Origin of the sequence: Roseovarius sp. (assembly GCF_018066915.1) — a bacterium.
Classification (GTDB): Bacteria; Pseudomonadota; Alphaproteobacteria; order Rhodobacterales; family Rhodobacteraceae; genus Roseovarius.
This window is the reverse complement of record NZ_JAGPVV010000059.1, coordinates 1-22,124: the sequence shown is the minus strand read 5'-3', so window position 1 is coordinate 22,124 and position 22,124 is coordinate 1. Positions and strand designations below refer to the sequence as shown.

Genomic DNA, 22,124 nt, shown 5'->3' with positions numbered 1-22,124 from the left:
CGGGATGGGGGCGGGTGCTTGCCATTCGGGCGCGGCTGGCTAGGGTGGGCGGCGATGCGAGAAGGGAAGATCACATGAAATTTGCACGATATGGTGAGGCCGGGCAGGAGCGCCCGGCGGTTCTGGACGATCAAGAGCGGCTGAGGGATCTGTCGGGTGTTGTGCCGGATCTGGCCGGGGCGGTGCTGGCCGATCTGCCACGGATCGACCCCGAGAGCCTGCCCCTCGTGGCGGGCAATCCCCGGATCGGGCCGCCGGTGGGGCAGGTGGGCAAGCTTATCTGCATCGGCCTCAACTATACCGACCATGCCGAAGAGGTGGGGGTCGCGGCCCCGCCTGAGCCGGTGGTCTTTCTCAAGGCAACCTCAGCCATTTGTGGTCCCCATGATGCCGTCAGCCTGCCGCGCGGCGCGCAGAAGGGCGATTGGGAGGTGGAATTGGGCGTGGTGATCGGCAAGCGCGCCAAATACGTGACCGAGGCCGAGGCGCTGGATCATGTCGCAGGCTATACCATCGTCAACGACGTGTCCGAGCGCGCCTTTCAGATGGAGCGGGCGGGGCAATGGACCAAGGGCAAAAGCTGTGACACCTTTGCGCCCATGGGGCCGTGGTTGGTGACGCCTGATGCGGTGGGTGATGTGCAGGCGCTCGATCTGTCGCTCGATCTCAACGGCGCGCGGATGCAGACCGGCACGACGGCGCGCATGATCTTTTCCGTGGCGCATATCGTGGCTTATCTGAGCGCGCTGATGACGCTCGAGCCGGGCGATGTGATTGCCACCGGCACGCCACCGGGTGTGGGCATAGGGCGCAAGCCGCCGCGCTATCTGACCGAGGGCGATGAAATGGTGGTGCGGATCAGCGGGCTTGGGGAACAGCGCTCGGCCGTGGTGCGCGACCAGTAGCCGCCCGTTTCGGCCCGCCGCGATAGAATTCGCAAAGCTGTAGCAAGAGGCGCCCGCGCATGTCGGGCGTGTCCATCAGCGTTTCGTGACGCCCGCCGGGGACCATTTCGAGATGCCCGCCCGGCCAATGCGCCATCCGGTCGATGACGCGCGGCACGTCCACAATCTGCTCGTCGCTGCCCAAAATGGTCAGGCAGGGCAGGGATGGCGAGGGCGCGCGTGCCAGATCGCGGGTTTCGCGCAGCGCCTCGTGCAGCCAGCGCAGGCTGGGGCCGCCCAGCCCCAATTCGGGATGGGCACGCAATTGCCCAGCCATATAGTCATACATCTCGCGGTCATTGGTCAGCTTGTTGCTCTCGAAGGGTTCTTCGAGCACGTAATGCGCGCCTGCGGTGCCGGGGGCGTAATGATGGCTCATGCCCAACTGACGACTGCCCCAGGACAGCGACCAGGCGACAGGGCGCAGGGCCTGCGCCATGTGGATGCCCCACATTGGGCTGGAAAAGGCGCAGGTTTGCACGTCGAGCCCCTGCATCACCGCGCGCAGGCCGATGCAGCCGCCCATCGAATGCGCCAGTAGGTGCCAGGGGCGCGGCAGATCAAGCCGTGTCGCCGCCTCGACCATCGCGGCCACATCCCGCTGGTAATCCGCAAATTCATGCACATGGCCCGCCATGGCATCGGTGGTCAGCCGGTCCGACAGCCCCTGACCGCGCCAGTCAATGACCAGCGTGGCATAGCCGCAGCCCGCGAAATGTGCGGCGGCGCGGCCATATTTCTCGATATATTCGGTGCGACCGGGAAAGAGGAGCACCGTGCCCCCCTTTGCGTCGCGGTTCCAGAGGCCCACCCGGAGGCGCACCCCGTCCGAGGCCGAAATCCACCACGCGGCGCCGCCTTCCGGCCCTTGGGCCATATCGTCAAAGAGCGGCGCCCCGTGCATCAGGCGAGCACGCTGCCCAGCTTCATCGCCATGCCCATATCGCCATCCACGCTCAGACGGCCCGACATAAAGGCGGCGGCGGGATCGAGATCGCCTGCGAGAATCGCTTCGAACGTGTCGCGGCTGGCGGTCAGGGTGACATCGGTGGCGTCATCGCCTGCGCGTGCGCCATCCGCGTCGATCACGATGGCGCCCTCGTCCTCGATCACGAATTTCGCGGTGCCGTCGAGGCCTTCGCCGCCCAGTTTCTCATTCAGGGCGGTTACGGCTGCGGTGATCACGTCGCTCATCTGCGGTTCCTTTCACATTTGCGATGCCGGGGCTATGCAACCGGACAATCTGCGCTAAACTCTGCCTTGTTATGGGTGCAGCGAACCTCAATCTCAACCGTATCGTCGCGGCATTTGTCGCGATAGTCACGTTTTCCCTACCTGCGCTGGCAGAGGAGACGCGGCTGGATGGGCTGTTTGCCCAGCTTTCTCAGGCCGAAGCCCCCGAGGCGCGCAAGATTGCCGCAGAGATCGAACTTGAGTTGTCGCGCTCTGGCTCGCCCGCGATGGACCTCTTGTTGCGGCGCGGCGAGGACGCGATCGAGGCGGGCGATATGGCTGCGGCGGTCGAACATCTGAGTGCCGCCATCGACCATGCGCCGGAATTCGCCGAAGCATGGCACCTGCGCTCTGTCGCCTATTTCCGGCAAGAGCGGTATGGCTTGGCGTTGCATGACATCGAGCGCGCGCTGGTGCTTGAGCCGCGGCATTTCAATGCGATCTATGGCTTGGGCGTGCTGCTGGAGGAGTTGGGCCAGCCTGATCTGGCAGACGAGGCGTTTTCGCGCGCGCTGGCTATACATCCCTATCACGAGGACGTAACCAAGGCCCGGGAGAGCGTCGCCCGGGACCTGGGCGGCGCGGATCTCTGACACGATCAAGGAGCACGGCGGATGTCCGAGCAGTCAAGAACCCTCGCGGTTCTGGGCCCGACCAATACCGGCAAGACGCATTATGCCATCGAGCGCATGCTGGGTTATCGCACGGGAATCATCGGTCTGCCGCTGCGCCTTTTGGCGCGCGAGGTCTATGACAAGATCGTCGCGGTGCGCGGCCCCTCTGTCGTGGCGCTGGTCACGGGCGAAGAACGCATCGTGCCCGACCGCGCGCAATACTGGGTCTGCACCGTCGAGGCGATGCCCGAGGGGATGGGCACCGATTTCGTGGCGGTGGATGAAATCCAGCTTTGTGCCGATCCTGAGCGCGGGCATGTGTTTACCGACCGCCTGTTGCGGATGCGCGGGCTGCGCGAGACGCAGTTTCTGGGCAGCCACACCATGCGCCAAACCATTGCAGCCCTGGTGCCGGGGGTGGAATTCCTCAACCGCGCGCGCATGTCGCAACTGACCTATACCGGCCCGCGCAAGATCGCCAAGATGCCCGCCCGCAGCGCCATCGTCGGCTTTTCCGTGGAAAACGTCTATGCCATGGCCGAGCTTTTGCGCCGGCAAAAGGGCGGCGCTGCGGTGGTCATGGGCGCGCTCAGCCCGCGCACCCGCAATGCACAGGTCGAGCTCTATCAGAATGGCGATGTGGATTACCTTGTCGCGACCGATGCCATTGGCATGGGGCTCAATCTCGATATCAACCACGTGGCCTTTTCCTCGCTCAGCAAATTCGACGGGCGGCGGATGCGCTATTTGCAGCCCAATGAATTGGGCCAGATCGCCGGGCGCGCGGGGCGGGGGATGAACAACGGCACCTTTGGTGTGACCGGCGAGGCACCGGACCTTGATCCCGAACTGGCCGAGGCGATCATGGAGCATCGCTTTGCCCCGATCCGCAAGCTGGAATGGCGCAACGCGCGGCTGCAATTCGGCACCACGGCCGCACTCATCGGCAGTCTCGAGGCGCGACCCGATCACGATTTGCTGGCCCGCGCCCGCGAAGCGGATGATCTGGGCGCGCTCAAGACGCTGGCAGAGCAATCCGACGTCGCACAGCGCGCCATTGGCGGCAACGCGGTAAAACTCTTGTGGGATGTCTGCCGGATTCCCGACTTTCGCGGCATCAGCGCCGCCGAACATGCCAGCCTGCTCGAGCGGATTTATTGCGACCTTACCGACTATGGCCGCGTGCCCGATGACTGGCTGGCACAGCAGGTGGCCCGCATCGACCGCACCGATGGCGACATTGACACGCTGTCCAAACGACTGGCCTATATTCGCACCTGGACCTATGTCGCGCAGCGAAAAGGCTGGGTGGATGACGAAAACCATTGGCGCGGGGCGACACGCGCTGTAGAAGACCGCCTGTCGGACGCGCTGCATGGCGCGCTGACCCAGAGATTTGTGGATCGGCGCACCTCCGTGCTGTTGCGCCGGCTCAAGCAGAAGGAAGCCATGGTGGCCGATGTAAACGATCAAGGTGACGTGACCGTCGAAGGCGAATTCGTCGGACGGCTCGAAGGATTCCGCTTCATGCAGGACCGCGCGGCGGCGGGCAAGGAAGCGCGCACGCTGCAACAGGCGAGCGCTGCGGCATTGGCCCCGCATTTCCATCTCAAGGCGGATCGTTTCTACAACGCCCCCGACACCGAGATCGACTTTACCGAACAGGGGGGCCTCTTGTGGGGCAAAGAGGCGGTGGGCAAGCTGACGCCCGGCGCCGATCCCTTGAAGCCGCAGGTCGTGGCCTTTGTCGATGACGAGGCGGGGGCCGATGTGGCCGCCAAGGTGCAGCGCCGCTTGCAGCATTACATCGACCGCCGGATTGCCACGCTCTTCGAGCCGCTCTTGAACATCCAGCGCGACGAGACGCTGAACGGTCTGGCGCGCGGCTTTGGCTTTCGCATGGTCGAGGCGATGGGCCTCATTCCGCGCGGCGAAGTGGCCGACGAGGTCAAGGCGCTCGACCAAGAGGCGCGCGGTGCGCTGCGCAAGCATGGCATCCGCTTTGGCCAGTTCACGGTCTTCCTGCCGCTCCTGCTCAAGCCTGCGCCGACGCGCCTGCGGCTGGTGCTGTGGTCGCTGGCGCAAGGCATGGACGAATTCCCCGACGCGCCGCCGCCGGGGCTGGTGACGGTGCCCGCGCGCAGCGATGCGCCTAAGGGCTATTACACGATGGCGGGCTACCGCGCCGCAGGCGAGCGTGCGATCCGGATCGACATGCTGGAACGGCTGGCCGACATGCTGCGCAGCGAGGATACGCGCGCCGGGTTCGAGGCCAAGCCCGACATGCTCTCGATCACCGGCATGACGCTCGAGCAGTTTGCCTTGTTGATGCAGGGGCTGGGCTACAAGGCCGAGCGCGGCGAGCGTGAAAAGATCAAGCCGGTGGATCAGGCCATCGTGGATGCGCCTGCCGATGCCGCACAGGCCGTAGAGGCCGTAGAGGCCGAAACGGTGGGCGATGTGGTTGCAGATATCCCCGATGAGGGCGTTGCCCCCGTCGCGGCAGAGCCTGTTGCTGAGGCCGAAGTGCCTGCGGCGCTCGACGAGACCCCTGCCGAAGAGCTGGCCCCCGGTCAGACACCAGAGGCGGCGGCCGCTGAGGTCGAGGTGTTCTATACCTTCACCTGGGCCCCGCGCGCCAGCCGCCCGCGCGGCGAGCGCCCGTCCCAAGGCAGAGCACAGGGCGGCCGCGGCCCGCGTGGCGCACAGGCTGGACAGGGCGCACAGGCCGCAGAGGGTGCCCCGAGCGAGGGCGACGCCGCGCAAAAGCGGGATCGTCCGCAGCGCCAAGGCGGCAAACCGCGCGGCAAACCCGGCAAAGGCAAACCGCGCGAGCCCCGCGAAGAGCAGCCCAAGACCTATGCCGCCAAGCCCGAGAAGCGCAATGACCGGATCGACCCCGACAATCCCTTCGCCGCAGCACTGATGGGGTTGAGGACCAAGGGCTGATTGCTTGGACGCGCCTGCCGCCAAGATTCGCCTCGACAAATGGCTCTGGCAGGCGCGGTTCTTCAAGACGCGCACGCTCTCGGCCAAGGAAATCGGCGCCGGTCATGTGCGTGTCAACGGCGCGCGGATCACCAAGCCTGCGCAGGCGGTCGGGCCGGGCGATGTGCTGACCTTCGCGCAGGCCGCCCGCGTGCGGGTGGTGCGGATCGTGGAACTGGGCACGCGGCGCGGCCCCGCCCCCGAGGCGCAGGCGCTCTATGACGATCTCAGCGACCCGGTGACGCAGGACAGCGTTCCACCCGCGCCCAAATATGAGGGAAAAGGACGCCCGACCAAGCGGGACCGTCGCAAACTCGACCTCAATGAATCGGGACCGCTTGATTGATCCGCGCCACTGGATTAGGTGAGGCGCAATTCGGCAAGAATGAGAGACGGCCATGACCTATATCGTGAACGACGCCTGCATCGCCTGCAAATACACCGACTGTGTCGAGGTTTGCCCGGTCGATTGTTTCTATGAGGGCGAGAACATGCTGGTCATTCATCCCGATGAATGTATCGACTGTGGCGTCTGCGAGCCGGAATGCCCCGCCGATGCGATCCGCCCGGACACCGAGCCGGACATGGAAAAATGGGTCGAGTTCAACCGCAAATATGCGGAAATGTGGCCGGTGATCATCACCAAGAAAGACCCGCTGCCCGAGGCGGAAGAGCGCGACGGCGAGGCGGGCAAGCTCGAGAAATACTTTTCCGAGGCACCCGGACTCGGGGGGTGAGACCCGATTCGCGGCGCTCAGCCGCCAAAGCGGGCCGCGCGCGAAAATGTGAACCGGATAAGCCCTTGTTTTGCAGGGGCGAATGGTCTGTCCCAGAACACCGCCCTTTCATTGGGCGGTTTTTTGTGATACAGTTTCATGACAAGATCAAATGTGCCTGATATCCATTCACCCGCGTTGCTGCCCGGGGGTGGATTTCTCTGCGACAGATACACATATACCGTGGACCGCATTGGCCCTTGGCATGTGTTTTTGTGCGTCCGAGCTGGCAGCCCTGCGAGGAAGACCTGAATGTCGAAGACCAAGAAGTCCGAATTTCGCCCCGATGATTACGTTGTATACCCCGCGCATGGCGTGGGCCAGATCGTTTCGATCGAAGAGCAGGAAATCGCCGGCATCACGCTGGAACTGTTCGTGATCTCCTTTGAAAAAGACAAGATGACCCTGCGGGTGCCCACCAACAAGGCCACCGAAATCGGGATGCGTGGATTGTCCAGCCCCGATGTCGTGTCCAAGGCGATGAGCACGCTCAAAGGCAAGGCCAAGGTCAAGCGCGCCATGTGGTCGCGTCGGGCGCAGGAATACGAGCAAAAGATCAACTCTGGCGATCTGATTGCCATTGCCGAGGTGGTGCGCGACCTGCACCGCTCGGACGATCAGCGCGAGCAGAGCTATTCCGAGCGTCAGCTCTACGAGGCCGCACTCGAGCGTCTGACGCGCGAAGTCGCTGCCGTTTCGGGCGGGGACGAGGTTCTGGCCGCGCGCAAAGTGGATGAGGTGCTGGTGTCGCGCGCTGCGTGATCCCTGCCACACCTGTTTGGAAAGGGCCGCGCTATCAGGCGCGGCTTTTTTCATGGCTCACGCCAAGAGGCTGACCAACACCGCGATTTCCGCCAGTTGTTGCGTCGCCCCAAGGATGTCGCCCGTCTGCCCGCCGATCTTGGCGCGGGCAATGAGGGCCATCGCACCGGTGACGAGCCCCGCCGCAATCAGCGCGCCCAGCCCCGCCGCCCCGACAAGGCCCAAGGTCAAAGCCGCCGCAACACCCAGCCCCAAGAGGGCCGTGGTGAGCGGCGGACGCCCCTGCGCCTGCGACAGCCCAGTGGCGCGGGCATGGGGCAGGGCGCACATCACCAGCGGCATCATCGCGCGCGACGAGAGGGCAGCCGCCAGAATGGCGACCGTCGCACCAGCCGGACCACTCTCATAGAGCAGCCAGAGTGCCACAGCGCGCGCGCCCAGCGACAGGATGAGCGCGATCACGCCATAGCTGCCGATATGGCTGTCCTTCATGATCTCGAGCCGCCGCGCTTGCGTCCAGCCGCCCCAGAGGCCATCGGCGGTATCGGCCAGACCATCCTCGTGCATCGCCCCGCTCAGAATGATGGGAAGGGCCAGCGCGATTAGCGCCACAAGCGACGTGGGCAGCCCCAGCGCCAAGGCCATCAGCCCCCCCAATGCCGCCATCCCGCCCAGCACCAGCCCCGCCAGCGGATAGGCCCAGGCCGCGCGCGCGCCTCGGTCAAACCGCCGCAGCGGCACCGGCAGACGGCTGAGCAGGCTCAGCGCGAGGGGCATATCCCTCAGGCGGATCAAGGCCTTGTCGTTTTCTGCCATGGGCGTGCCCTTTTTCGTCTGGGGCGGAGGCTCTGCCTGCGATACAGAAAGGGCGGATCACAATCAATGAGGCTTTGCATGACGCGCGCCTTCTCTTCGCTCTCGGAATTCGGCGCACTCTTGCGCGGGGCACCCGGCCCTGATGCGGCGGTCACGCAGGCCGCGCAAGCGCGCGATGCGCAGCTCACCAAACCCCCCGGTGCCTTGGGGCGGCTCGAGGAGTTGGCGCTCTGGTATTGCGGGTGGCGCGGTGCGGCGCGGGCGCGGGTGACAGCACCGCAAGTGATTGTCTTTGCGGGCAATCACGGGGTCGTGGCGCAAGGCGTGTCCGCCTTTCCTGCGGCCGTCACCGCGCAGATGGTGGCCAATTTCCGCGCAGGGGGTGCTGCGGTCAATCAATTGGCGGCGCAGGTCGGCGCGCGGATGGATGTGGTGGCGCTCGATCTCGAGCGGCCCACGGGCGACATCAGCCTTGGCCCGGCCATGTCAGAGGCGGAGGTTCTTGCCGCGCTCACCACCGGCTGGGCGGCGGTGGACCCGGCCTCTGATCTCTTGGTCGTAGGCGAGATGGGTATCGGCAACACCACCTCTGCGGCAGCCATCGCGCTGGCGCTCTACGGCGGCGACGCCGTTGACTGGACCGGGCGCGGCACGGGGCTGGCGGATGCGGCCTTGGCGCACAAGGCGCAGATCGTGGCGCGGGCGGTGGCCGTCAACGACGCCGCTGGCGCGGGCGGGCTCGAGGTCTTGCGCCGCTTGGGCGGGCGCGAATTGGCGGCGATGGCAGGGGCCATGGCGCGGGCGCGGCTGCTGCGCATCCCGGTCGTGCTCGATGGGTTCATCTGCACCGCTGCGGCGGCCTGTCTGGACGCCGACTGTCCCGGCGCGCTCGATCATGCCGTCGCCGGGCATGTCAGCGCCGAGCCGGGTCATGCGCGCCTCTTGCAGGAACTGGGCAAGGTGCCACTCTTGTCGCTTGGCCTGCGTCTGGGCGAGGGATCAGGCGGGGTGCTGGCGATGGGTGTGGTGCAGGCGGCGCTCGCCTGTCATTCCGGCATGGCCACCTTTGCCGAGGCAGGCGTGTCAGGGGCGTGAGGGCCGCATCCGCTTGACCCGCCTGACGCCCCGGAATACTGATAAAAACCGTCGGATTATGCCGGAGCATCAGGCCCATGAGCGAAAAACTTCTGCACCGCCTTGCCTGGGTCGTGGTCGCGCTCTGCGTGGCGCCCATCCTTGCGGCGGCGCTCGCGGCCTTTGCCGGCGATCTGCAGACGTGGCGCGATGTGCTGTCCTCGGTCCTGCCGCGCTACACCGCAACGACCCTGACCTTGGTGGCGATCGTCGGCGTCAGCACGGCGGTGATCGGATCGGTCACGGCCTGGCTTGTGACGGTCTACCGCTTTCCCGGTGTGCGAGTGCTGGAGGTGGCGCTGGCGCTGCCGCTGGCATTTCCGGCCTATGTCATGGCCTATGCCTATACGCATTTTCTTGACCATCCCGGCCCTGTGCAAACCGCATTGCGCGCCATCACCGGCTGGGGGCCGCGCGACTATTGGTTTCCAGAGGTGCGCAGCCTTGGCGGGGCGGCTTTGATGCTGACAATCGTGCTCTATCCTTACGTCTACCTCCTTGCGCGCGCCTCGTTCCGGCAGCAATCGGGCAATGCGTTCCTTGTGGCGCGCACGCTCGGGCGCTCGCCGATGCAGGCGTTCTGGCGCGTGGCCCTGCCAATGGCGCGCCCGGCGATTGCGGGTGGCGCGCTGTTGGCGATCATGGAGACCATCGCCGATTTCGGCACGGTGGCGTTTTTCAACGTCCAGACCTTTGCCACCGGCATCTATCAGGCGTGGTTCAGCCTTGGCGACCGCGCAGCGGCGGCGCAACTGGCGCTCTGCCTGCTCAGCTTTGCGCTGCTTCTGGCGGGGCTGGAGCGGGCAAGCCGGGGGCGTTCACGCACCGCCGGACGCGGCGCGCGGTTCGAGACGATGGAACGCCCCGAATTGCGCGGTGCGGCGGGCTGGGGGGCCTTTGCCCTCTGTTTCCTGCCGGTGCTGCTGGGGTTCATCATCCCGGTGATCATGCTGGGGGAAATGGCCATCGGCTCGGGTCAGAATATCCTTTCGGCACGCTATCTTGGGTTCATGTCGAATTCGCTGCTCTTGGCTAGCGTGGCGGCGGTGCTGACCGTGGCGGGGGCGATCCTTGTGGGGTTTCGCGCGCGCACCCGTCCGGGGCGCAGCGCGCGCTGGCTGGTGATGGGGGCGGGGCTTGGCTATGCGGTGCCCGGTGGTGTCATTGCGGTGGGCCTCATGGTGCCGATGGCGGGTTTGGACAACGCCATCGACGCCTTCATGCAAGAGACATTCGGCATCCGCACCGGGCTTTTGATCACCGGATCAATCTGGCTCATGATCATGGCCTATGTGGTGCGGTTCATGGCGGCGGCGCTCAATGCCTATGACAGTGGCATGGCGACGGTGCCGGGGCATCTTGATGCGATTGGCCGTTCCTTGGGTCAGCCGGGGCCAAAGCTGCTGACACGGGTGCATCTGCCGGTGGCGCGCACTTCGGTTCTGACGGCGCTTCTGATCGTCTTTGTCGATGTGATGAAGGAACTGCCCGCGACGCTGATCCTGCATCCGTTTGATTTCCAGACACTGGCGGTGCAGGCGCATCGCCTCGCCGCCGATGAGCGCCTCTCGGAGGCGGCGGTGCCCTCGCTGGTGCTGGTGGGCTTTGGCCTCATTCCGGTGCTCATTCTTTGCCGCACGCTGGGCCGCGAGAGCATGGGGCGGCGCGCGGCCAAGCTGGGCACAGCGATTTCGGCGGGGTGAGGTAACATTCACCCCAATCACCCCCTGCGCTGCTTGTCGCCCCAGACAGTAAAGCCGGTTTAAGCCCTCATTCCCCCGGTCGCTTCAAGCTGAAGGTCTCGCGGATCACGGAATAATCCTGATACCCAAGCCGGGTCAGCGGATTGAACCGCGTCACGTCGAACCGGCCGTCGACCATGCAGTCATCGCGCAGATGCACGCCTGTCACCTCGCCAAAGACCACGAAATTCGCCGCGCCGGGCAATTGCACGATCTGCGTCAGCTTGCATTCCAGACTGGCCGGGCTGGCGGCCACGCGGGCGCAGGCGATGGTTTCGCAATCCGCCTTTTCCAACCCTGCATCGGTGAATTCATCCACCTCACGCCCCCATGCGCCCGAGGTCTGGTTCATTGCGTCGCGCAGCGCCTCGCTCACGATATTGACGCAAAAGACACCTGTCTCGCGGATATTGGCAACGCTGTCCTTGGTGTCGCCGCGATCCGGCTTGGCGCTGGTCGAGGCGAACATCACCTGTGGCGGCACATAGGCCACCGCGTTGAAGAACGAATAGGGGGCCAGATTGTCCTGCCCGTCCGCCCCACGGCTCGAGATCCAGCCAATCGGGCGGGGTGTCACGATGGCGTTGAACGGGTTGTGGGGCAGGCCATGGCCCTCTTCGGGTCGGTAAAACATCCGCCACTCCTTGGTCATCGGGTTTGTGCCCGTCGTAACGTCGTGCTACGCGCATGGCCAGTCGATTTTTGGCAAGGGCAACGCGCGGCATGTTCACCCTCGAGACGGAGAAACCCGTTGATTACTGGGAGGTTGAGGCCCTTTATGACCTGTGTTTCGCGCCGGGGCGCGAGGCGCTGTCGTCCTACCGGCTGCGCGACGATGTGCCCCCGGTGCGCGATCTGTGCCTTGTTGTGCGCGATGGCATGGGAATTCTGGCCGGGGCAATCCGCTTTTGGCCTGTTCAGGTCGGCGCTGCGCGCGCGCTCTTACTGGGTCCCGTCGCTGTCCATCCCACCCATCAGGGCGAGGGGCTGGGCGGGCTGCTCATCCGCGACAGTCTGGAGCGCGCGGCGGCGCTGGGATGGGAGCGGGTGATCCTCGTGGGCGATGCGCCCTATTACAGCCGCTTTGGCTTTACCAAGCTCGGAGCCGTGGAAATGCCGCCCCCCACCAACCCCGAGCGTGTTCTGGGGCTGGAACTGCGCCCCGGCGCGTGGGAAGGTGTAGCCGGCAAAGTGACGCGCGACGCTTGAATTCAACGGCTGTCGTGGCCAGTTCAACCTTGGAACCTGTGGCTTGAAACTTGAGGTGGGGCACGCGGATGGAGCTTTTGGGCCGACCGATTGACGAGGCCGAGACCGAGCGCCGCTTGCGCGCGCTGGTGGCGCGCAACGCGCAGGCGGGCAATGGTGTGATTGACCTGCTCAACCTTGTGGGCGGTCGTGCCGAGGGGCTGCTTGACCGGCTGCCGCCAGCCTTGCGCGCGCGGCTCAACGAGACCACCGAAGAGGCGCTGCGCCGTGCCGCCGAAATGGCGCATCGCTCGCGCGGGGTGGTGGGCGATCAGCCCGGATGGATGGCCCGCGCGCTGACCACCTCGATGGGGGCGGTGGGCGGCATGGGCGGCCTGCCCACGGCGCTGGCCGAATTGCCGATCACGGTCACGGTGCTCTTGCGCGCCATTCAGGATGTGGCGGCGGAACACGGGTTTGACCCGTCCGAGCCCGCCGTGCGATTCGATTCGGTGCAGGTGTTCGGCGCGGCAGGGCCGCTCGAGCGCGACGATGGGGCCAATCTGGGCTTTCTGGGCAGCCGGATGACGGTCACAGGCCCCGCACTCAACGCGCTCATTGCGCGGGTGGCCCCGCGTCTGGCGGCGGTCTTGGGCCAAAAGCTCGCGGCGCAGACGGTGCCTATTCTGGGCGCCGCGGCGGGGGCGGCGACCAACTATGCCTATACCCGCTATTATCAGGACATGGCGCAGGTGCATTTCGGGCTGCGGCGGCTGGCCATTGACGCAGGTCGCGACCATGCGGCCCTGATTGCCGAGTTTCGCGCAAGGGCCGAGGACGCGCAGGGGCGCGTCACCTGATCCAAGCCCCGTTGCGCGCGCCCAAAGATGGACCGTCGTCCCGATAATTTTCTTGATATTATGGATGTAACTCATAGGCTGAATTCCATTGGTCACTTTGGATTTCATCTATGGCAACAACAGGGGAACATGGGGCTGCGCCGCCGGGATGGTTCGTGGCACCGGGCGAAAGTGATGTTCTGGCATGGCTGTCGCTGGCATTGATCATCGTCGGTATCTACGCGCTCGTCACGCTTTACGCGGCCTTTGACCGCTGGGCCGAACGCGAATCGCACGGCACGCCGCTTGCGAAAACAATCCCCACGATGCTGACCATTGCCCTGCTTTATGAGATCTTTCCGCTTGGGCATTTCCATATTCTCTTGCCGATCAGTGCGATCCTGATTGCGCTCATGGCGGATTGGTCGCGGTTCAACCTGCGCGGCGCGGCCCCGGACGCGGCGCATGATCAAGCCTCCAAGACGGGCGAGGACGACCATGTTTGAGCTTTTGCTGACGTCCTTTCCGGTCATTATCCGCTACTTTCAGCTCAAGCGCCGGGGCGAGGCGCTGACCGTCTGGAACATGCGCACGGCGGTGCTGATCTGGGCGGTGCTGGCCTTTTTCCTCTTCCTCGTCATCTTCTATTTCCACCCCAAATCCTATTCGGGGATTGTCCCCTTTCGCACCATTTCCGTGGTGGCACAGGCCAGCGGGCCGGTGACAGAGCTGAACGTGCGGAATGGTCAGAGGGTCGAGGTGGGTGATCTGCTGTTCCGGGTCGATGACCGCAGCCAACGCGCCAACCTAGAGCAGGCCGAGGCGGAATTCGGCAAGATCAAGGCCGCCGAAACCAAGGCCGCCGAGACACTCAAGGTGGCGCAGGCTTCGGTGGTCGAGGCCAAGGCCTCACTCGACAAGCTCAATGTCGATCTCGAGAATGCGCTGACGCTGGTCACGCGCAACGTGGGCACCCGCGACGCGGTGCGCCAACTGGAATCCTCGGTTGCCATTGCCGAGGCCGGGCTGGCGGCGGCAGAAGCGCAGGTGGCGCTGGCCGAGACCGATATTTCCGAAACCCTCCCGGCTCAGCGACGCGCCGCCGAGGCCATGTTGCACAGCGCCGAGGCAGCACTCGCGCAGACCGAGGTGCATGCTTATTCGGGCGGCATCGTCACCCAGCTTGCGATGAGCCTTGGCAGCCCCGCCTCGACCCTGATCCTCAGCCCCGCGATGATGATCATCCCGGACCGCCCCGAAGGATGGCCCGTGCGGACCGTGGCGGGCTTTGCGCAGGCGGCGAACAACACGATTTATCCCGGCATGCCCGCCGAGATTGCCTGCGACAGCAACCTCAGCCTGTCCTTTCGCAATGCGGTCCTGCCCGCGCGGGTGGTCTCTGTCCAGCCGGCGATTTCCACGGGGCAGATCGTGCCCGGCGGCCGCCTGATGGACCCTGCCGAAATGCTGCGGCGCGGTTCGATCCTGGTGTATTTGGAGCTGGAACATCCCGAGCATGAAAAGATCATGCTCGATGGCAGCGGCTGCATGGTGCAGACCTATACCAACAACCTGCCCGGATTTGTTGGCCATGTCATCGCGGCCACGGGCGTGATCAAGGCGGTCGGCCTGCGCATCAAGGTCTGGGGATCGCTGGTGTCGGGCGTGGGCCTTGCCGGGGGCGGCGGGCACTGAGGCCTGTCCAGGCCTCAGCCCCTCACATCTGTTCGCGCAGATAGTCCACCGCCGCCGGGCGCACGCTCTGCGCGCCCCGCGCGCGCTCGGCATGGATGATCTCGCGCAATTCCCCCAGATCAATGCGCCGCAACAGGCTCTTGACCGGACCGATCGAGGCGGGGCGCATCGAGAGCGTGCGAAACCCGATGGCGGCCAGACAGGCGGCCTCGATCGGGCGTCCCGCATCCTCGCCACAAAAGCTCAGCGGCGTGCCCAGCGTGGCGCAGCGATAGACGATGCCTTCGAGGAAATTGAGAAAACTGAGGTTGAGCGTGTCATAGCGGCGGCGGACGCGCTCGTTCTCGCGGTCGGCGGCAAAGAAGAACTGCTTGAGATCATTGCCGCCCACCGAGATGAAATCCACCTCGGAATAAAACGCATCCGGCGCAAAGGCCAGCGACGGGGTTTCCAGCATCGCGCCCACTTCGATCTGTTCGGGGATCGGATGGCCCAGAATACGCTCGCGTTCCAGCGCCTTGTCCATTTCGGCGCGGGCGGCGCTGAACTCGTCGCGCTGCGCCACAAACGGAAACATGATCGTCAGAGGCCGCCCCTTGGCCGCGCGAATGAGCGCCTGAAGCTGCATCCGCATGACACCCGGCTTGTCCAGCCCCACCCGGATCGCACGCCAGCCCATCGCCGGGTTCGGCTCGTCATTGGGCTTCATATAGGGCAGCACCTTGTCCGAGCCGATATCGAGCGTGCGGAACACCACGCGCTGCTGGCCTGCGGCATCCATCACCCGCGAATAGAGCTCTGACAACTCGGCCCGCTTGGGCATGTGGTTGCGGATCAGAAACTGCAATTCGGTGCGAAAGAGGCCAACCCCCTCGGCGCCTGATCCGACAAGGCTGGGCAGGTCCGCCATAAGCCCGGCGTTCATCTTGAGCTTGATCCGCTGACCGCAGAGCGTTTCGGCAGGCTTGTCGCGAATCGAGGCATAGCGCTGCTGCGCCTCGGCCTGCATCGCCATCTTGTCGCGAAAGGCCGAGACGACCGTATCGTCGGGGCGCAAATGCACGATGCCCTGATCGCCATCGACAAGGATCAAATCGCCATTGAGCGCCTCGGTGGTGATGCGATTGGCATGGATCACCAAAGGAATCGCCAGCGCCCGCGCCACGATCGCGGCATGAGAGCCGACCGAGCCTTCTTCGAGCACGATCCCCTTGAGGCTGCGGCCATAATCCAGCAATTCCGCCGGACCGATGTTGCGCGCGATGAGGATTGGATCGGGCGGCATGTCGGCGCCGGTCTCTTTGCCCTGCCCGGTCAGGATACGCAGCAGGCGGTTCGAGAGATCATCAAGATCATGCAGACGCTCGCGCAGATAGGCATCGGTCACTTGGGTCATGCGCGCGCGGGCGGCGGATTGCTCCTTTTCCACGGCGGCCTCTGCCGACAGACCACTGTCGATATTGGCCTCCATCCGGCGCATCCAGCCTTTGGAATTGGCGAACATGCGATAGGTTTCCAGAACCTCGGTTTGATCCTTGTCGCCTCCGCTGGCGGAATTCAGCATGCGGTCCACGCCCACGCGCAGAGTCTCGACCGCCTCATTCAGCCGCGCCAATTCGCGCACCGGATCATCGGCGATGGGGTTGGTCACAACCACGCGCGGCTCGTGCAGCCAGACACGGCCCTGCGCCGTGCCCTCCTGCGCGCTGGCCCCACGAAAGAGCACTGCTTGCTGGTGGCGGGCCGACATGGCGGCCCCTTCGCCCACGAACGCGCCCAGTTCGGCCATTTCGGCCAGAACCATGGCGACCACCTCGACCGCATAGATTTCCTCGTCCGAGAAGAGCCGCGCCTGTTTCGATTGCACAACCAGAACGCCCAGCTTTTCGCCAAGCCGCTGGATCGGCACGCCCAGAAACGACGAATAGGCCTCTTCGCCGGTCTCTGGCATATAGCGAAAGCCGGGCTCTGCCGGGGCGTTGTCAGTATTGATCACCTCGCCGGTGCGCGCCACGCGACCCACGAGACCCTCGCCCATGCGCATCCGGGTCTGGTGCACGGCTTCGGCCTTGAGGCCCTCGGTGGCGCAGAGTTCCAGCGTATCCTCGTCACGGAAGAGATAGATCGAGCAGACCTCGATCCGCATCTCCTCGGCAATCAGGCGCGTGATCTGGTCAAGCCGCGTCTGCCCGCCCGCGTCCTCGGCCATGATGGCGCGCAGGCGGCCCAGCATCTGGCGGCTGTCGGTCTTGAAGTGCTCGGTCATGGGCGGCAGTCCCCCGGGGTGGAGTCAGGGATTGGCCGGACCCGGTGGCGGCGATGCCGTGGCCGGGTCAGGCCGCTTTGTCCAATTCGAAGGCATCATGCAGCGCCTGCACCGCGAGTTCCATGTATTTCCGGTCGATCAGCACGGAAATCTTGATCTCGGAGGTTGCAATCACCTTGATGTTTATTCCTTCATCGCTGAGCGTCTTGAACATCTTGGCCGCGACACCCGATTGGCTGCGCATGCCGATGCCCACCGCAGACACCTTGGCCACGTTGGTATCCGCGACAAGGTCATGATAGTTGATGTCGCCACGCTCCTTGGCCTCGCGCAGCGCCTTTTCGGCGCGCAGAACCTGATCCGTGGGGCAGGAAAAGGTCATGTCGGTGCGCCCCTCTTCGGCGATGTTCTGGATGATCATGTCGACATTGACGCCCGCCTCTGACAGGGGCCCAAAGATGGCGGCGGCGATGCCGGGGCGGTCAGCCACCGAGATGAGGGTCATTTTCGCCTCGTCGCGGGAATAGGCGATGCCGCTGACAACCTTTGATTCCATGATTTCCTCCTCGGCGCAGACCAGCGTGCCGGCCTCATCAGATGGTTCCTCGAAACTGCTGAGCACGCGCAGTTTCACATTATAGCGCATCGCCAGTTCCACGGAACGGGTTTGCAGCACCTTGGCCCCAAGTGAGGCCAGTTCCAGCATTTCCTCGAACGCGATCTTGTCCAGCTTGCGCGCCTTGGAGGTGATGCGCGGGTCGGTGGTATAGACCCCGTCCACATCGGTGTAGATATCGCAGCGCTCCGCGTCAAAGGCGGCGGCAAAGGCCACGGCGGTCGTGTCCGACCCGCCCCGCCCCAGCGTGGTGATCCGCCCCTCGGGGCTGATCCCCTGAAACCCCGCCACCACGGCCACGCGCATGCCTTGGGCAAACCGGCCATTGATGTTGTCGGTCGGAATGCTCTCGATCCGGGCGGCGGAATGCGCGGAATTGGTCTTGAGCGGCACTTGCCAGCCCTGCCAACTGCGCGCCGGGATATCCATTTCCTGCAAGGTGAGCGCCATCAGACCAGCGGTCACATTCTCGCCCGCACTGACCACGGCGTCATATTCGCGCGCATCATGCAGCGGCGAGATTTCATTGACCCAGCCCACCAGCTCGTTGGTCTTGCCCGACATGGCCGAGACGATGACGATCACGTCATAGCCCTTGGCCACTTCCAGCCCCACGCGCTTGGCGGCGCGGCGGATGCGGTCGATATTGGCGACCGAAGTGCCGCCGAATTTCATCACGAGAACGGGCATGGGTGCAGTCCTGAGCCGAAGTATCGGGCGCGGTTTACGCGCGGGCAAGGCGCTGTGCAAGGGGGTGCTGCGCCGGGGGCGGCTATGCGCTGTCCGGGCGCATCACCAGACAAGTGGTCGTGCCGGTGGCATAGAGCCGCCCATCGGTGCGCCCGCGCAATTCCCCCCGCGCCACGGCGGTCGAGCGGCCCTTGTGCTCGAGCGTGCCAATGGCCTCAACCGGCACCTCCAGCGGCAGCGCGCGGATGATGTTCACCTTGTATTCGAGGGTCGTGTAGGTCTCGCCGCGCTCGAGCGCGGTCATCACCGCACAGCCCATGCAACTGTCGAGAATGGCCCCATACCAGCCGCCATGCACGCCGCGCATCGGGTTGGTCACGTCGAACCGCGCAGCCCCTTCAAACACCACATGCCCGCGCGTGGCCTCTATGGGTGAAAACCCCAGCGTGGCCCCGATCGGGGGGCCGGGCAGGCGGCCCGCAATCATGTCCTCGATGAACTCAAGCCCGGAGCGCGCCAAAATCGCCGTCATGTCCGGCAATTCGTCCAGCGATGTCGCGTGATGTGATGGCATATCGGCCCCTCCTGTCCCTGCGGGGTGCAGGGTAGGCGGGGCCGTGCCTATCGGCAAGCGGTCAGGCGACGTCGCGCAGCCGGACCTTGGGCGTCACACCCAGCGCGTGACAGACATCGCGGGTCAGTTCGGGACGATTGAGCGTGTAGAAATGCAGGTCTTCGACCCCACCATCGAGCAGGTCGCTGCAGAGCTCAGTCGCCAGTGCGGTCGCCAGCAGGTCATGCCGGTTGTCGCGGATGGCCTTGTCAAAGGCATCATCCAGCCAAGCCGGCACCTGCGTGCCGCAGGAGAGCGCGAATTTGCGCGCGCCGACCCAGTTTTCAATCGGCAGAATGCCCGGAATGATCGGCGCATTGATGCCCGCCGCCGCACAGGCATCGCGGAACCGAAAGAAGGTCTCGGCCTCAAAGAAGAACTGCGTGATCGCCTCGGATGCGCCCGCGTCAATCTTGCGCTTGAGCCAGTCGATATCGGCCTTTTGATCCACCGCTTCGGGGTGCTTTTCCGGGTATGCGCCCACGCGGATGGTGAATTTGCCGGTATCCGCCAGCGCCGAAATCAGCTCGCAGCTATTGGCGAAACCTTCAGGATGGGGGACAAACCCGTTCGACCCCTTGGGCGGGTCGCCGCGCAGGGCGACGATCTCGGACACGCCCGCGGCGGCAAACTGCTCTGCAATTTCGAGCGTTTCGGCGCGGCTGGCATCGACGCAGGTCAGATGCGCCGCCACATTGAGGCCCGTCGCCTTGTGCAGCGTGCCGACCGCCTCGCGCGTCAGTTCGCGGGTGGTGCCGCCCGCGCCATAGGTCACAGAGACAAAGCGCGGATCGAGCGGGGCAAGCGTGTGGATCGTTTCCCAGAGGCGAAACGACGCCTCGAGCGTCTTGGGCGGGAAGAATTCAAAGGAGATACGCGGCGTTGTCATCTGGGGTCATCCTGTGCAGGAGTGAAATCTGTTGTCCCCTTGTTGCAGGTGCAGCAATGTGAGACAACTTCATTAAATTCATGGTTTGAATGAGGTTCGCTAATAATGCACATCGAGTTCCGACACCTGAAAACGATCCGTGCCATTCATCAGGCCGGGGGGCTGGCGCGGGCGGCAGACCTGCTGCATATCACCCAATCGGCGCTCAGCCACCAGATCAAGGGGCTGGAGGATCAGACCGGCGTCGAGCTTTTTGTGAGGCGTTCCAAGCCCTTGCGCCTTTCAGCCGCCGGTCAGCGCCTGCTGCGACTGGCCGAAAAAATCCTGCCCGAGATTGAGGCGCTGGAGCAGGAATTCGAAGGCCTGCGCGAAGGCAGCGCCGGACGGCTGCATATCGCCATTGAATGTCACGCCTGTTTTGAATGGCTCTTTCCCGTGCTGGAACGCTTTCGCAAGACCTGGGGCGAGGTCGATGTCGATATTCGCCCCGGTCTGGCCTTTGATGCGCTGCCCGCGCTGCAAAAGGAAGAGGTCGATCTTGTGGTCTCGTCCGACCCCGAGGATCTGCCGGGAATCAGCTTCAAGCCGCTCTTTGATTACGAGCCGGTCTTTGTCGCCTCAAGCCAGCATCCGCTGGCGCAAAAACCCTATGTCGAGGCGGCGGATTTCCGCGATGAGGTGCTGATCACCTATCCCGTCGACCGCTCCCGCCTTGATGTCTTTACCGAATTGCTGACCCCGGCCAAGGTCGAACCCAAGAGCATCCGACAGGTGGAATTGACGGCGGTCATCCTGCTTCTGGTCGCCTCAAATCGCGGTGTTGCCGTGCTGCCCGATTGGGTGGTGCGCGAGGTCAAGACCAGCACGGATTACGTGACCCGCCCCCTCGGCCCCACCGGCAAGACCAAGCGCCTCTATGCCGCGATCCGCGACGATGACTCAGACAAGCCCTATATGGCCTATCTGCTCAAACTTGCGCGCGAAATCCCGGTGCGCCTGCAACGTGGCGATGGGGCAGGGGGCTGAGCGTCAGCCCTCTTCGTGCGGCGCCCCCCCGGCAAAGCTGTTGCCATTGGTATAATCGCATGGGGCCTCCTGCATTTCGAGATGCAGGCCGGTGCCGCGATAGGGATTGGCGCGCGCGAGATCCTCATCCACCTCGATCCCCAGACCGGGGGCCTCGGGCGGGGTGATATAGCCGCCCGCAACCCGGATGCTGCCCTTGATCAGCGCATCGTGAAACGGGGTTTCGATGCTCTCGCACATCAGGAGATTGGGGATAGAGGCTGCGAAATGCACATTCGCCGCCCATTCCACCGGCCCGGCATAGAGATGCGGGGCCATCTGCGCGTTATAAACCTCGGCCATCGCCGCCACTTTCTTCATTTCCCAGATGCCGCCCGCGCGCCCCAGCGCCGGTTGCAGGATCGCCGCCGCGCCTTCGCGCAGAATGGGCGCAAACTCGGCCTTGGTGGTCAGCCGCTCGCCGGTGGCCACGGGGATACGCACCGCGCGCGCCACCTGCGCCATCGCGGTCACATTGTCGGGCGGCACCGGCTCTTCATACCAGAGCGGCGAATACGGCTCGAGCGCTTGGCCCAGACGGATCGCGCCCGCTGTGGTGAACTGCCCATGCGTGCCAAAGAGCAGATCGGCCTTGTCGCCCACCGCCGCGCGGATTTTGCGGCAAAACTCGACCGAGAGCGATATATCCGTCATCGCGGGCATATGCCCGCCGCGCAGCGTGTAGGGGCCAGCCGGGTCGAACTTGACCGCCGTATAGCCGCGCGCCACGCAGTCCGCCGCACTCTCTGCCGCCATATCGGCCGAGGTCCAGAATGGCGTGATCGGGTGATGGGGCAGGGGATAGAGATAGGTATAGGCGCGGATGCGCGGGTTCACCTTGCCCCCCAAGAGCGCCCAGACAGGCCGCCCCCGCGCCTTGCCAAGGATATCCCAACAGGCGATTTCCAGCCCCGAAAACGCCCCGATCACGGTGAGGTCCGGGCGCTGCGTGAAGCCAGACGAATAGGCGCGGCGGAACATCAGCTCGATGTTCTCGGGGTTCTCGCCCTCCATATGACGGGCAAAGACATCCTCGATCACCGCGCGCATGGCCTCTGGTCCGACGCTCGCGGCATAACATTCGCCCCAGCCGGTGATCCCGTCATCGGTGGTCAGCTTGACAAGAATCCAATAGCGCCCCCCCCAGCCGGGGGCGGGGGGGGAGGTCACGATGATATCAAGGTCTCTGAGCTTCATGGCTGTGTCCTATCAGACTTTGTAGGCGGGTTCGGGTGCGGAGAGCGGGGGGGGGGG

Annotated in this window: 22 protein-coding genes; 13 read left to right on the top strand and 9 right to left on the bottom strand. The window is 64.7% G+C overall.

The window, feature by feature from the left end; translation table 11 throughout:
- Window positions 1–74: 74 nt before the first annotated feature.
- The gene (locus KBT70_RS03615) at window positions 75–905 is read left to right on the top strand and encodes a fumarylacetoacetate hydrolase family protein (RefSeq protein ID WP_296628905.1); all 831 of its coding nucleotides are present in this window, start codon (window positions 75–77) and stop codon (window positions 903–905) included.
- On the opposite strand, the gene KBT70_RS03610 is transcribed toward KBT70_RS03615, so the two are convergent.
- Window positions 859–1,848, bottom strand: a complete 990-nt coding sequence (locus tag KBT70_RS03610; protein WP_296628903.1) for an alpha/beta hydrolase — start codon at window positions 1,846–1,848, stop codon at window positions 859–861. The two genes, KBT70_RS03615 and KBT70_RS03610, sit on opposite strands and share 47 nt — an antisense overlap.
- A complete protein-coding gene (locus KBT70_RS03605; protein ID WP_296628901.1) occupies window positions 1,848–2,138 on the bottom strand; it encodes an SCP2 sterol-binding domain-containing protein in 291 nt (96 codons plus the stop codon). The genes KBT70_RS03610 and KBT70_RS03605 overlap by 1 nt, the downstream gene beginning before the upstream one ends.
- Window positions 2,139–2,209: 71 nt before the next feature.
- On the opposite strand from KBT70_RS03605, the gene KBT70_RS03600 reads away from it, so the two are divergent.
- The 5 genes from KBT70_RS03600 (at window position 2,210) to KBT70_RS03580 (ending at window position 7,317) form a co-directional block, all read left to right on the top strand.
- Complete coding sequence (locus KBT70_RS03600; RefSeq protein WP_296628899.1) at window positions 2,210–2,770, top strand: tetratricopeptide repeat protein; 561 nt, start codon at window positions 2,210–2,212, stop codon at window positions 2,768–2,770.
- Window positions 2,771–2,791: 21 nt separating this feature from the next.
- Entirely contained in the window at window positions 2,792–5,740 is a 2,949-nt protein-coding gene (locus KBT70_RS03595; RefSeq protein ID WP_296628898.1) for a helicase-related protein, read from the top strand.
- 4 nt (window positions 5,741–5,744) lie between these two features.
- On the top strand, window positions 5,745–6,125 hold the full coding sequence (locus KBT70_RS03590) for an RNA-binding S4 domain-containing protein (RefSeq protein ID WP_296628896.1): 381 nt from the start codon (window positions 5,745–5,747) through the stop codon (window positions 6,123–6,125).
- Window positions 6,126–6,177: 52 nt separating this feature from the next.
- Window positions 6,178–6,516: a ferredoxin FdxA gene (fdxA, locus tag KBT70_RS03585; protein ID WP_008280624.1), complete on the top strand. Its 339-nt coding sequence runs from the start codon at window positions 6,178–6,180 to the stop codon at window positions 6,514–6,516.
- 291 nt (window positions 6,517–6,807) lie between these two features.
- The gene (locus tag KBT70_RS03580; RefSeq protein ID WP_008280623.1) at window positions 6,808–7,317 is read left to right on the top strand and encodes a CarD family transcriptional regulator; all 510 of its coding nucleotides are present in this window, start codon (window positions 6,808–6,810) and stop codon (window positions 7,315–7,317) included.
- Between the two features lie 57 nt (window positions 7,318–7,374).
- Here the strand turns inward: KBT70_RS03580 and cobS are convergent, their stop codons facing one another.
- The gene (cobS, locus tag KBT70_RS03575; protein WP_296628889.1) at window positions 7,375–8,133 is read right to left on the bottom strand and encodes an adenosylcobinamide-GDP ribazoletransferase; all 759 of its coding nucleotides are present in this window, start codon (window positions 8,131–8,133) and stop codon (window positions 7,375–7,377) included.
- 78 nt (window positions 8,134–8,211) lie between these two features.
- Between cobS and cobT the strand changes: the two genes are divergently transcribed.
- On the top strand, window positions 8,212–9,228 hold the full coding sequence (cobT, locus tag KBT70_RS03570; RefSeq protein WP_296628886.1) for a nicotinate-nucleotide--dimethylbenzimidazole phosphoribosyltransferase: 1,017 nt from the start codon (window positions 8,212–8,214) through the stop codon (window positions 9,226–9,228).
- 77 nt (window positions 9,229–9,305) lie between these two features.
- Window positions 9,306–10,970, top strand: coding sequence for an iron ABC transporter permease (locus KBT70_RS03565; protein WP_296628884.1), 1,665 nt, complete (start codon window positions 9,306–9,308; stop codon window positions 10,968–10,970).
- 67 nt (window positions 10,971–11,037) lie between these two features.
- On the opposite strand, the gene KBT70_RS03560 is transcribed toward KBT70_RS03565, so the two are convergent.
- Window positions 11,038–11,643, bottom strand: a complete 606-nt coding sequence (locus KBT70_RS03560) for a flavin reductase family protein (RefSeq protein WP_296628881.1) — start codon at window positions 11,641–11,643, stop codon at window positions 11,038–11,040.
- A gap of 89 nt (window positions 11,644–11,732) precedes the next feature.
- On the opposite strand from KBT70_RS03560, the gene KBT70_RS03555 reads away from it, so the two are divergent.
- The 4 genes from KBT70_RS03555 to KBT70_RS03540 all read left to right on the top strand — a co-directional run bounded on the left by KBT70_RS03555 (window position 11,733) and on the right by KBT70_RS03540 (window position 14,731).
- Window positions 11,733–12,218, top strand: a complete 486-nt coding sequence (locus KBT70_RS03555) for an N-acetyltransferase (protein WP_296628877.1) — start codon at window positions 11,733–11,735, stop codon at window positions 12,216–12,218.
- Between the two features lie 68 nt (window positions 12,219–12,286).
- Window positions 12,287–13,057 carry an EcsC family protein gene (locus KBT70_RS03550; protein ID WP_296628928.1) on the top strand — a complete coding sequence of 257 codons (771 nt, stop codon included), beginning with the start codon at window positions 12,287–12,289 and terminating at the stop codon, window positions 13,055–13,057.
- 110 nt (window positions 13,058–13,167) lie between these two features.
- Window positions 13,168–13,542 carry a hypothetical protein gene (locus KBT70_RS03545; RefSeq protein WP_296628862.1) on the top strand — a complete coding sequence of 125 codons (375 nt, stop codon included), beginning with the start codon at window positions 13,168–13,170 and terminating at the stop codon, window positions 13,540–13,542.
- Window positions 13,535–14,731, top strand: a complete 1,197-nt coding sequence (locus tag KBT70_RS03540) for a biotin/lipoyl-binding protein (RefSeq protein WP_296628860.1) — start codon at window positions 13,535–13,537, stop codon at window positions 14,729–14,731. Before KBT70_RS03545 ends, KBT70_RS03540 begins: the two co-directional genes overlap by 8 nt.
- 22 nt (window positions 14,732–14,753) lie before the next feature.
- Here KBT70_RS03540 and ptsP read toward each other — a convergent pair whose 3' ends face one another.
- The 4 genes from ptsP to metF form a co-directional block, all read right to left on the bottom strand.
- Window positions 14,754–16,997: a phosphoenolpyruvate--protein phosphotransferase gene (gene ptsP / locus KBT70_RS03535; protein ID WP_296628858.1), complete on the bottom strand. Its 2,244-nt coding sequence runs from the start codon at window positions 16,995–16,997 to the stop codon at window positions 14,754–14,756.
- Between the two features lie 67 nt (window positions 16,998–17,064).
- The gene (locus KBT70_RS03530) at window positions 17,065–18,303 is read right to left on the bottom strand and encodes an aspartate kinase (protein ID WP_296628856.1); all 1,239 of its coding nucleotides are present in this window, start codon (window positions 18,301–18,303) and stop codon (window positions 17,065–17,067) included.
- Window positions 18,304–18,385: 82 nt separating this feature from the next.
- Window positions 18,386–18,877 carry a PaaI family thioesterase gene (locus tag KBT70_RS03525; protein ID WP_296628854.1) on the bottom strand — a complete coding sequence of 164 codons (492 nt, stop codon included), beginning with the start codon at window positions 18,875–18,877 and terminating at the stop codon, window positions 18,386–18,388.
- A 61-nt stretch (window positions 18,878–18,938) separates the two neighbouring features.
- On the bottom strand, window positions 18,939–19,805 hold the full coding sequence (gene metF / locus KBT70_RS03520) for a methylenetetrahydrofolate reductase [NAD(P)H] (RefSeq protein ID WP_296628851.1): 867 nt from the start codon (window positions 19,803–19,805) through the stop codon (window positions 18,939–18,941).
- Window positions 19,806–19,910: 105 nt separating this feature from the next.
- Here metF and KBT70_RS03515 point away from each other — a divergent pair, with 105 nt between their 5' ends.
- Window positions 19,911–20,831, top strand: a complete 921-nt coding sequence (locus KBT70_RS03515) for a LysR family transcriptional regulator (protein WP_296628849.1) — start codon at window positions 19,911–19,913, stop codon at window positions 20,829–20,831.
- 3 nt (window positions 20,832–20,834) lie between these two features.
- On the opposite strand, the gene KBT70_RS03510 is transcribed toward KBT70_RS03515, so the two are convergent.
- Window positions 20,835–22,067 (bottom strand): mandelate racemase/muconate lactonizing enzyme family protein, encoded by a 1,233-nt coding sequence (locus KBT70_RS03510; RefSeq protein ID WP_296628847.1) that lies wholly within the window; start codon window positions 22,065–22,067, stop codon window positions 20,835–20,837.
- Window positions 22,068–22,124: the final 57 nt, after the last annotated feature.